Annotated in this window: 11 protein-coding genes; 9 read left to right on the top strand and 2 right to left on the bottom strand. The window is 44.8% G+C overall.

Annotated features, from left to right (window positions below; all coding sequences use genetic code 11):
- Positions 1-1,054, top strand: a 1,054-nt coding sequence (locus Q5866_RS12490; protein ID WP_303180558.1) for a carboxypeptidase regulatory-like domain-containing protein, incomplete at its 5' end; no start/stop codon positions are given.
- Positions 1,055-1,453: 399 nt separating this feature from the next.
- Here Q5866_RS12490 and fabG read toward each other — a convergent pair.
- A complete protein-coding gene (gene fabG, locus Q5866_RS12485) occupies positions 1,454-2,200 on the bottom strand; it encodes a 3-oxoacyl-[acyl-carrier-protein] reductase (protein WP_099292382.1) in 747 nt (248 codons plus the stop codon).
- A gap of 470 nt (positions 2,201-2,670) precedes the next feature.
- Here fabG and Q5866_RS12480 point away from each other — a divergent pair, with 470 nt between their 5' ends.
- From Q5866_RS12480 to Q5866_RS12445, 8 genes are all read left to right on the top strand, one after another.
- Complete coding sequence (locus Q5866_RS12480) at positions 2,671-3,126, top strand: hypothetical protein (protein ID WP_186975326.1); 456 nt, start codon at positions 2,671-2,673, stop codon at positions 3,124-3,126.
- Positions 3,127-3,258: 132 nt separating this feature from the next.
- The gene (gene pta, locus Q5866_RS12475) at positions 3,259-4,260 is read left to right on the top strand and encodes a phosphate acetyltransferase (RefSeq protein ID WP_227214655.1); all 1,002 of its coding nucleotides are present in this window, start codon (positions 3,259-3,261) and stop codon (positions 4,258-4,260) included.
- Between the two features lie 128 nt (positions 4,261-4,388).
- Positions 4,389-5,588, top strand: coding sequence for an acetate/propionate family kinase (locus tag Q5866_RS12470; RefSeq protein WP_303180555.1), 1,200 nt, complete (start codon positions 4,389-4,391; stop codon positions 5,586-5,588).
- 122 nt (positions 5,589-5,710) lie between these two features.
- Positions 5,711-7,132, top strand: a complete 1,422-nt coding sequence (locus Q5866_RS12465) for an MFS transporter (protein WP_303180553.1) — start codon at positions 5,711-5,713, stop codon at positions 7,130-7,132.
- Positions 7,133-7,189: 57 nt separating this feature from the next.
- Positions 7,190-7,354: a hypothetical protein gene (locus Q5866_RS12460; protein ID WP_303180551.1), complete on the top strand. Its 165-nt coding sequence runs from the start codon at positions 7,190-7,192 to the stop codon at positions 7,352-7,354.
- A gap of 81 nt (positions 7,355-7,435) precedes the next feature.
- The gene (locus Q5866_RS12455; protein ID WP_099292375.1) at positions 7,436-8,026 is read left to right on the top strand and encodes a LemA family protein; all 591 of its coding nucleotides are present in this window, start codon (positions 7,436-7,438) and stop codon (positions 8,024-8,026) included.
- A 61-nt stretch (positions 8,027-8,087) separates the two neighbouring features.
- Entirely contained in the window at positions 8,088-8,525 is a 438-nt protein-coding gene (locus Q5866_RS12450) for a TPM domain-containing protein (protein ID WP_303180550.1), read from the top strand.
- A 7-nt stretch (positions 8,526-8,532) separates the two neighbouring features.
- Positions 8,533-9,318 carry a YgcG family protein gene (locus Q5866_RS12445; protein WP_303180549.1) on the top strand — a complete coding sequence of 262 codons (786 nt, stop codon included), beginning with the start codon at positions 8,533-8,535 and terminating at the stop codon, positions 9,316-9,318.
- A gap of 7 nt (positions 9,319-9,325) precedes the next feature.
- Here Q5866_RS12445 and Q5866_RS12440 read toward each other — a convergent pair whose 3' ends face one another.
- Positions 9,326-10,477 carry an AraC family transcriptional regulator gene (locus Q5866_RS12440; RefSeq protein ID WP_303180548.1) on the bottom strand — a complete coding sequence of 384 codons (1,152 nt, stop codon included), beginning with the start codon at positions 10,475-10,477 and terminating at the stop codon, positions 9,326-9,328.
- Positions 10,478-10,509: the final 32 nt, after the last annotated feature.

The raw sequence follows: 10,509 nt of genomic DNA, 5'->3' as shown, positions 1-10,509 counted from the left end.
CTTTAATCACAGTAAACTTAAAAAACGTATCACTATGATGTTAAAAGAAAAATCCAGTCCGTGGGCTCGTGCAAAGTACCTGTATGTACTTCCATTGGCGGTAATCGCCTTAACCGCTTTCGCCCGTCCCGAAATCTCCGGCGAACTAAACGAGATTTCAGCAATCAAAGTTAATGATTTTACTTCAATTCTGGAAACAAAAGCGGCAAATAATCCCGTTCCGGAACAAGACTCTCTGACAACCAAGACGACCGTGAAGACCTCTGCAAAAGATGGTGTGGTTTACATTACCACTACCTCCACCAACGACTCCTTGGTTACACTCACAATTCGCGAGGATACCCTTTCCCGCTCTTCACGCATGTTAATTAGGGATACCATTATCGACGGGGGGACGTACATCATATCAAGCCGTATCAGTGACGAATCCCTTGACACACCTTTATTTATTGTAGAGGGACAAGAAGTAGATCAGAAAGCATTCCGCTCGCTTCCTCCCCAAATAGTCAAATCAATAACCATTCTCAAAGATAAAGCTGCCACTTCCGTTTATGGCGAGAAAGGCAGGCACGGAGTTGTCAACGTCGAGTTGGTGAAAGATTTTATCACATTTTCCCCGATACGTGTTTTATCTGCTCAAGACTCAATAATTACTCTTGCAGACGGAACAAAGGTGAAACTATCATCACAAACGGATCTTGTTTCTCAAGAAATTCAACCAAACGGAAGAGAGATTCAGTTACAGGGAGAAAGTTATTTTAGCGTTACAAAGCAAGACGAACGTCCTCATTTTCGTCTCAGAATGTCTGAGGTTAAAGTTGTAACCAGTCCCTCCGTAATAGAAGCATCAGGTACAATTCTGGACCAAGACGGTAACCCGATTGCAGGAGCAACTGTTTCGACTCAAGGAGTTCAAACAAATACAGACAAGGACGGTAAATTTTTACTTGTCACCGGGAAAAACGATAAACTTACCGTTACCGCTCCCGGTATGAAAAAAGTAAAAATCAAAACCGCCCCGAACCTCTCCATCCACATGAAAAAAGCACAATAATAATCACACAAAGTGAGAAATGGGACGTTCCCGTCCCATTTCTTATTATTCAATACAAAGATACTTTCCGCTTTACCCTTTTCCAACCATATTTCATAAAGAGCACACGTGTTTTCACAAACACATCTATTTAAGACATAAACACACCTTCAGGTAACCGATGTCCCGTACGGAATCCGACATAATCAGTACACACAACTGTATCACTATAGAATCACCTTCAAATTCTGTCCGAGTTCTAATATACCACATAATCCACGTGTATATCTTTTTCGCCGGGGAAAATCAAGTTGATTTTTCCGGTAGTTGGTACATGTACGTGGAGTGATAAAAGTTGCAGGTTACAGGTACAACTTGTAACCTGATAACCTGCAACTTGTAACTCGCCTTCGGCGATGTCTACATATTCATTCCACCGCAAACGTGGATGGTCTGTCCTGTCACGTAAGAGGACAAATCGGAAGCGAGGAACACGCATACTTTAGCGATATCTTCCGGCGTTCCGCCTCTTTTCAATGGAATTTTAGCAGCCCATTCTTTCCGCACGTCCTCGGACAATTGAGCGGTCATGTCCGTGATGATAAATCCCGGAGCCACGGCGTTAGCACGGATGTTGCGAGAACCTAATTCTTTCGCCACGCTCTTGGTGAAGCCGATGATACCTGCTTTGGAAGCGGCATAGTTAGCCTGTCCGGCGTTACCGCTTACTCCCACCACGGAACTCATGCTGATAATAGAACCCGATTTCTGGCGTAACATGACGGCAGAAACGGCTTTCGTGAAATTGAACACGGATTTGAGGTTCACGTTAATCACGGCATCCCATTGTTCTTCGCTCATGCGCATTAACAAAGTATCTTTCGTGATTCCGGCATTATTTACAAGTATGTCAATTCGTCCGAATTCTTTAACAATCTCGTCCACGGTAGCACTTGTAGCAGCAAAATCGGCAGCGTTGGAAGCGTACATTTTCGCTTTCACGCCCAAGGCAGCAATCTCTTTCTCTGTCTCTTGTGCGATTTCGTCATACCTTAAGTCGGTAAAAGCAATATTAGCGCCTTGTCTGGCAAACTCCATTGCCACAGCTTTACCGATACCTCTTGATGCCCCGGTTACAATGGCTGTTTTTCCTTCTAATAACTTCATAATTACAGTTTTATTTAAACCTAAATTAAAGGGGACACACCCAAAAGGGATTCTTCCCCACGGGTATTTTTACCCGCTCAAGGTGCAAAGATAGGCAATAAATTCTATTATAACATGTGATTTAGACTAAAAAAAGAAACCGGGGAATGGCGAGTGGAGGGTTTGGAAGTATATCAAGGGCCGATATAAGGTCTAAGGCGTATCGATTCGATCATGTTATGAAAGTAAAACTTCCTAAGTGTGTCTCGCACTTATCCCCGGTATTCATTATGTATTTTTACCGTGAACGGTTGTAACATTTGATTCTCGCTGTAAAGGTAAGTATCTTTTTGATAAATCCAAAAGAAACAGTTATTTTTTTACCGACTTGTGACCTATTAACTTGTAATCAAATAATTCGCGTATCGTAAATTATTTAATTATATTCGCGATGGAACATCACAAACTACAAAATTTGCAATATTAAAAGCATGAACATCAACGAACCGAACAAGGTATACTCCTCGCCTGCCATGCACACGGCGGAACACATACTAAACTCGCAAATGGTAAAATACTTCCATTGCGAACGGGCTTTCTCGGCGCATATCGAGAAAAAGAAGTCCAAGTGTGACTATTATTTCACCACCTCTCCCACTCCCGAGGATATAGCCACGGTAGAACAAGCGGTGAACGACATTATTCAACAGAACATCAACGTAGAAGAAATTTTCTACCCGAAAGACAAAGTACCTTCAAGTATCAGCATCGAACGCCTGCCCGACCCAAGCGTAGATACAGTACGCGTTATCCGTATCGGTGATTACGATCAATGTGCCTGTATCGGCGAACACGTGACGAACACAGCGGAAATCGGTACATTCCGTATAATATCACACGATTTCAACGAAGGAGTATTGCGAGTACGCTTTAAAGTGAGTTCATGAATTTTGCAATCTCAATCTTGCAAAATCATTGAAAATTGCAAACAATAAATAGCAAAACACGTGTAATTTGATGAATTATTCATACTTTTGCGGCAACGATTGCGAATAACAATTACAAAACAGATAAAGACAATGAATCTCCTTGAACAAATCAAAGAAAACGCCAAGAAGTGCAATAAAAGAATTGTACTTCCGGAAGGAACCGAAGAACGTACGTTACAAGCTGCCGATATCCTTTTGGGTGAAGGTATCGCGCAAATTATCCTAATCGGGAAACCGGAGGAAATCAAGGCTTTGGCGGAGAAATTCGAGTTAAAAAATATCGGTAAAGCAACAATCATCGATCCCGAGAACCACGAAAAAAAAGAGGCTTATGCCGACTTGTTGGTTGAACTCCGCAAGAGTAAAGGGATGACAAAGGAACAAGCATTGAAACTTGTTGTTGATCCGCTTTATCTGGCAACTTTGATGATCAAAAGCGGTGATGCGGACGGTGAAGTCGCCGGAGCGAAGAACGCTACCGGAGACGTATTACGCCCGGCGTTACAAATCGTGAAGACGTTACCGGGAATGTCTGTCGTATCAGGGGCTTTCCTCCTGTTGACCAACAAACCGGAATACGGGGAAAACGGGTTAATCGTGTGCGCCGACTGTGCCGTGTTGCCTAACCCCACCGCTGAAGAATTGGCTCAAATAGCCGTGGCTACTGCCGGAACCGCAAAAGCTATCGCTAAAATCGAGCCGAGAGTGGCCATGTTGAGCTTCTCCACCAAAGGATCGGCAAAGAACGAACTGGTAGATAAAGTAGTAAAAGCAACCGAACTGGCAAAAGCAATGGCTCCCGACGTAATGATCGACGGCGAAATGCAGGCAGACGCCGCACTGGTAGCTTCCGTGGGTGCAAGCAAAGCCCCGGGCAGTCCCGTGGCCGGAAAAGCCAACGTGCTTATCTTCCCCAGCCTCGAAGTAGGTAACATCAGCTACAAACTCGTGCAACGCATCGCGGGCATCGAAGCTGTTGGCCCCGTGCTACAAGGTATGGCAGCCCCAATCAACGACCTGTCAAGAGGTTGTTCGGTTAGTGATATCGTAAACCTAGTGGCTATCACGGTAAATCAAGCTGCAGCAAAATAAATCAGTTTATAAAATTATAAAGTTCATAAGGTTTATAAAGCAAGTTTACTTTATGAACTTTATAAACCTAATAAACTTTACGAACTAAATATTTCACGGACTTTAAAAACTTTATAAATTCAAATATAATGAACATATTAGTATTAAACTGCGGTAGTTCCTCCATAAAATACCAGTTGTTAGACATGGAAGGAGAGCCGACGTTACTGGCAAAAGGATTGGTAGAAAAAATCGGTCTACCGGTAGGAAGTTTCACACACAAACCGGAAGGAAAAGATAAATACATGGTGGAAGAACCGATCAAGGATCACACCGTCGGTATTGACTTGATTCTGAAAGCACTTGTTGACCCGAAACACGGGGTAATCAAGGCTCTGACCGATATTAATGCCGTGGGACACCGCGTGGCACACGGGGGGGAATTCTTTGCCAAGAGCGTTATCGTGGACAAAGATGCTAAAGATAAAATCGCCGCTTGCTGCGAGTTGGCTCCGTTGCACAACCCGGCAAACCTGACCGGAATCGAGACAATGGAAAAACTACTGCCGGGCGTTCCGCAAGTAGCCGTATTTGATACCTCGTTCCACCAGACACTACCGAAAGAGGCATTCATTTACGGTCTGCCCTACAAATATTACGAGCAATACCGGGTACGTCGTTACGGCTTCCACGGGACATCTCACAAATTCGTGGCTCAAAAGGCATGCAACATTCTAGGCTGGAACATCGAAGAGAAAAAGATTATCACCTGCCACCTCGGTAACGGCTCATCCATTACCGCTATCAACAAAGGTAAATCCGTCGACACCTCTATGGGCTTCACTCCCAACGCAGGGGTGATCATGGGTACCCGTACGGGTGATCTCGACCTCGGTGCATTGTTGTATATCTGCGACAAAGAAGGACTAACCACAGCTCAAGCAAACGACTTGGTAAACAAAAAATCCGGATTACAAGGAGTGTCCGAGGTATCTTCAGACTGTCGTGACCTGCAAACTGCCGCAAGCGAAGGTAACGAGAAAGCCCGTTTGGCTCTTGACATCCTTTCTTACGACGTGAAAAAATACGTGGGTAGTTACGCGGCCGTACTGAACGGCGTAGACTTGATCGTATTCACGGGTGGCATCGGAGAGAACGACGATGAAGTACGCGAACAAGTATGCCGTAACATGGAATACATGGGTATTCATTTCGACACGGCTGCCAACAAAGGCACTCGCGGAAAAGACAAAATGTTATCCATGTCTGACTCTAAAGTGATCGTGATGAGCATCACTACCGATGAAGAATTAGTTATCGCAACAGATACGATGAATTTGGTTAAATAATTCGCCTACGGCGAGTTACATTGCTTTCGCTGTTACAGGTTTAGACAATCTCTTCGAACTTGTAACCTGTAACTGCCGAAGGCAATGCAACTTGTAACTTGCCGAAGGCAAAACCTGAAACCATGAGTTTTTTCAGTAAATTTCCCCGCACCTTCTGGGTGGCAAATACTATTGAGTTATTCGAACGTTGGGCATGGTATGGATTTTTCATGCTATTTGCCAATTACCTCACCAGTTCCTCCGATGCGGGAGGTCTGGAATTCACGCAGAGCCAGAAAGGTATCCTCATGGGCGTGGGCACTGGAATACTCTACTTCCTGCCCGTATTGACCGGGGCAATTGCTGACCGCTACGGGTATAAAAAAATACTGGCACTCGCTTTCGTGATTTACACCTCGGCATTTATCCTCTTACCCTTGTTCTCAACATTCACGGGAGTATTTCTCATGTATCTTTATCTTGCCGTGGGTGCCGCGTTATTCAAACCGGTAATATCGGCAACCATAGCCAAGACAACCACTGATGAAACAGCATCAATAGGATTCGGCGTTTACTACATGATGGTGAACATCGGTGCTTTCTTCGGTCCTATGGTAACATTACTATTTAAAGGATCATCGCATCTCGTGTTCTACGTTTCGGCAGGGATGATTGCGTTAAATTTCATTCTGCTGCTCTTTTACAAGGAACCTCACCGTGGAAAAGTGGAACAAACCTCGCTGGCAAAGACTTTCGGGGATATATTCCGTAATATGTTCAGCATCGTACGGGATGTCAAATTTCTCGTGTTCCTGCTTATCGTGGCAGGTTTTTGGACTATGTATTACCAGTTATTCTTCACGCTGCCTGTGTTTATCTCTCAGTGGGTGGATACCAGCGTGCTTTACAACTTTTTCCACGAGTATATTCCATTTATCAGTAATAATTACAGTCCTGCGCCGGGAGTATTGGACGCCGAATTCGTGACAAACTTCGATGCCTTGTATATCATCATTTTCCAAATCGCGGTATCAAGCATCGTGATGCGCATGAAACCGTTGAAATCAATGATGTCAGGCTTTCTCGTGTGTTCCATTGGTATGGCATTAACATTGTTTTCCCAAAACGTACTCTTCACGCTCGTGGCGATACTCGTCTTCTCGCTGGGAGAAATGGCAGGCTCACCCAAGATCACGGAATACATCGGACGTATCGCCCCGCATGACAAGAAAGCCCTTTACATGGGATACTCCTTTATTCCCGTGTTTATCGGTAGTGTTTTCGCGGGGATTATCTCCGGTATGGTGTACCAGAATATGTCCGACAAAGTGGTTATCACCCGCCAATTCGCCGAAGCCAAAGGCTTGGCTATCCCCGAAGGGTTATCCAGTAACGCCTATTTTGACAACGTGGCGCAACAACTCCACATGGGACACAAGGAATTGACCGATCTCCTTTGGCAACAATACTCTCCCTCTAATATTTGGATGGTAATTCTAGCCATAGGATTAGGCACAACCGTGTTACTTTACATCTATGACCGGGTAATACGGGAAAAAGCATAACACTTTTCGGATATATTTCGTATCTTTGTGATTATTAAGACCACGAGGATCATTACTATGGCAAAAAAGAAAACATACAAAATGCCCCCTCCGGCGGAAAATGAAGTCAGCGAACCCGCTATCGCTCACGGGGATATGAATATCTTGAAACAGGAGTTAATAGATGATATCAAACAACTCAACGATATGATGACACTCAAACAGAACTCGAAGCCCTGCTAAAACGGCATGGTTTCTGATAGAAGAAATTGAAAAATATTATATTTGTCACATTAATTGTATCACTAAAATAAAAGCAAAAAAATGAAGAAGAGTTATATTGTAATCGGAATAATTGTCATTATCCTGATTGGTATTTTCATGTGGTTTAAAGGAAGTTACAATCAAATGGTAACTCGTAGCGAGGGAGTATCATCACAATGGTCGAACGTGGAAAACCAATACCAACGCCGTTTAGACTTAATCCCTAACCTCGTGAACACGGTGAAAGGATACGCCGAACACGAGCAAAACACGCTGACTCAAGTTGTGGAAGCCCGCGCGAAAGCAACCCAAATGAGAATTAATTTTGATCAACTTGACGAGAAGACCATCCGACAATTCAACAGCATGCAGGGCGAACTCTCCTCTGCCCTCTCCCGCTTGATGGCTATATCGGAACAATACCCCAACCTCAAGGCAAACGAAAACTTCCGGGATTTGCAAGCTCAACTGGAAGGTACCGAGAACCGTATTGCCGTGGAAAGACGGAAATTCAACGAGGACGTGAAAAGCTATAACGCTTACATCCGTTCATTCCCGAAAAACATCCTCGCCAACATGTTCGGCTTCACCGTGAAACCTTACTTCGAGGCTACCGCCGGGGCGGAAAAAGCACCGGAAGTAAAATTCTAAAAAAGCGAAATCCCGTGCAGTTGGAATCCAAAATCTAAAATCTAAAATTTAAAATCAACTCATGTCTCCCGAGAAAGCATTCACCAAAGAACAAAAAGAAGCCATGGTAGCTGCCATACAAAAGGCGGAGAAAGATACTTCCGGAGAAATCCGGGTGCATATCGAGAATCGCAGCAAGATAGAAGTACTCGACCGGGCGGCGGACGTGTTCGCCGAATTGAAGATGCACAAAACGGCACTTCGCAACGGGGTATTGATTTACGTTGCTCTACTCGACCACAAATTAGCCATTCTCGGCGATGCCGGGATTAATTCCAAAGTACCCGCCGGATTCTGGGACTCGATCAAAACAAACATGGTCGAGAAATTCAAACAGGGAGCGATCACCGAAGGTATTTGCGAAGCCGTGATTACTGCCGGGGAACAATTAAAAGCGTATTTCCCCTACCAAGAGGATGACGTGAACGAACTTCCCGATGATATTTCATTCAGTAACTAGAACAACAATGATAAAAAGATTATTCATATTACTTACCCTTATCGCGGGCATAAGCTATATCACCGGAGCACAGAACATTCCCGACCCCATGAAACCCCGGCGTATCGTGAACGATTTCACCGGACTATTCAGCAAACAGGAACAAAACACACTGGAAAGAAAGCTAAGGAATTTCAACGACAGCACATCCACGCAGATAGCGGTAGTCACCGTTCCCACGCTAAACGGTTATGATATCAACGATTACGCCGCCCGCTTGGGTGAGCAATGGGGCGTGGGACAAAAAGGCAAGGACAACGGTATCGTGCTCCTGATAAAACCCAAGAGCGGCAGAGAACGAGGCGAAGTAGCCATCTCCGTCGGTTACGGGTTAGAAGGAGTCATTCCTGACGTCATCGCATCCCGTATCATACGTAACGAAATCATCCCCTCTTTTCAGCAAGGAGAATATTACAGGGGTGTAAACAAGGCTCTCGACGTGATCATGGATCTCTCGAAAGGAGAATACACGGCGGACGAATACCGGAAGAAAAGCGAGAGTGGCGGGTGGATTGATTTCGTCATCGGTTTTATCATTTTAGCGGTATTACTGTCCTTCATTTTCCGGCGGCGGGGTGGCGGCGGATATTCGCCGGGACGTTCCTCCGGCGGTGGCTTCTTTATCTTCCCCATGGGCGGTTTTGGCGGCGGCAGCAGCAGTGGTGGCTTCGGCGGCTTTAGCAGCGGCGGCGGCTCGTTCGGGGGATTTGGCGGCGGCTCGTTCGGGGGTGGCGGTTCCAGCGGTAGCTGGTAAAACCAACTCAATATTTTTCTTTTTCATTCAACCAACGGGCTGGAGATGTACCCTCCACTTTCTTGAACGCGAGGAAAAAGGTAGACCGGGAATGAAAACCGCATTCCCGGTAGATACTGTCTATCGTGTAATTGTTCGACTTCAATAGCAATAGCATTCGCTTTGCCTCTCGTACCCGCATCTCGTTAATCAATTCAAAGAAGTTCTTCTGCAAATAACCGTTTATCGAACGGGAAATAGCACCTTTCCCTATCCCAGTCTCTCTCGACAACATATCCAGCGAGAGATCGGGATTCCTGTAAATATGGGTAGAATTCAATATATCAATTACCCGAGCGCAATTCAATTTCATTTGACCGATATCCAAATCAACGGTTTGCCACAATGTTTTAGAAGCCCTTTTCACCTCCGAAACAGAAGAATCCAGACGACAGATATACCCCGCAACCGGATAAACGATATAATTATACGTCAAATAACTCATCGCTATGACATTCAGTATCGGGATCAGCCATACATCAGTCCGAGGCGAAATCAGATAAGTAACGAACACGATAACGAACAAAATCCCGAATAAAGTTACCGTACGGGGAAGCCACCCGATCGTCAAGTAATCACTATCGGAATAATTATCCTGCAACGCCCGCTTTACCCGACGCAGGAATCGGAAAATAAGAATGAAATAAAACACAAGCTGAAATAATACGATAAAGTCATTCACTAGAGCCACGAAATTCTCCACACCGTTAGCCTGTTCGAGCATATCCTCGATAAATTCCTCTCTCGACATCGGCAGGTAATAGATCAACATAGCCAATAAAGAAATACAAGCCGGAATAAAATGCCACCAATATCCGGCGGTAAACTTGAATGTCTTATCCAATTGTCCCCGGACGAACAACCACAACACGGGCAATAACAAGGCATTCATGAAACAAGCGGGATAAACGGCTATCTCCGCTACACCGTAAAACTCCACGGAACGGGACAAATTATAAATATAGACCGGAACTGTCGTCGCCACGATCAGCACTGCGAACCCCCCGCCGCTTTTCATTCGAGTAGCGGCGCCCAACACGATAGCCATAACCACCAACAAGGTGATACAGCCGGAATTCACAATTATAATCAATAAATCTTCATTTGTCATCCAATCCATACACTAATTTTGCTAATATACAATTTTTTTCA

Source organism: uncultured Butyricimonas sp., from assembly GCF_959596855.1.
Classification (GTDB): domain Bacteria; phylum Bacteroidota; class Bacteroidia; order Bacteroidales; family Marinifilaceae; genus Butyricimonas; species Butyricimonas muris.
Note: the sequence above shows the minus strand (reverse complement) of the source record. Positions and strands in the feature narration are given on the sequence as shown.

Coding starts and splice junctions, on each gene's coding strand:
- fabG (WP_099292382.1), bottom strand. CDS start 2,200: ATGAAGTTATTAGAAGGAAAAACAGCCATTGTAACCGGGGCATCAAGA.
- Q5866_RS12480 (WP_186975326.1), top strand. CDS start 2,671: ATGAACATCAACGAACCGAACAAGGTATACTCCTCGCCTGCCATGCAC.
- pta (WP_227214655.1), top strand. CDS start 3,259: ATGAATCTCCTTGAACAAATCAAAGAAAACGCCAAGAAGTGCAATAAA.
- Q5866_RS12470 (WP_303180555.1), top strand. CDS start 4,389: ATGAACATATTAGTATTAAACTGCGGTAGTTCCTCCATAAAATACCAG.
- Q5866_RS12465 (WP_303180553.1), top strand. CDS start 5,711: ATGAGTTTTTTCAGTAAATTTCCCCGCACCTTCTGGGTGGCAAATACT.
- Q5866_RS12460 (WP_303180551.1), top strand. CDS start 7,190: ATGGCAAAAAAGAAAACATACAAAATGCCCCCTCCGGCGGAAAATGAA.
- Q5866_RS12455 (WP_099292375.1), top strand. CDS start 7,436: ATGAAGAAGAGTTATATTGTAATCGGAATAATTGTCATTATCCTGATT.
- Q5866_RS12450 (WP_303180550.1), top strand. CDS start 8,088: ATGTCTCCCGAGAAAGCATTCACCAAAGAACAAAAAGAAGCCATGGTA.
- Q5866_RS12445 (WP_303180549.1), top strand. CDS start 8,533: ATGATAAAAAGATTATTCATATTACTTACCCTTATCGCGGGCATAAGC.
- Q5866_RS12440 (WP_303180548.1), bottom strand. CDS start 10,477: ATGGATTGGATGACAAATGAAGATTTATTGATTATAATTGTGAATTCC.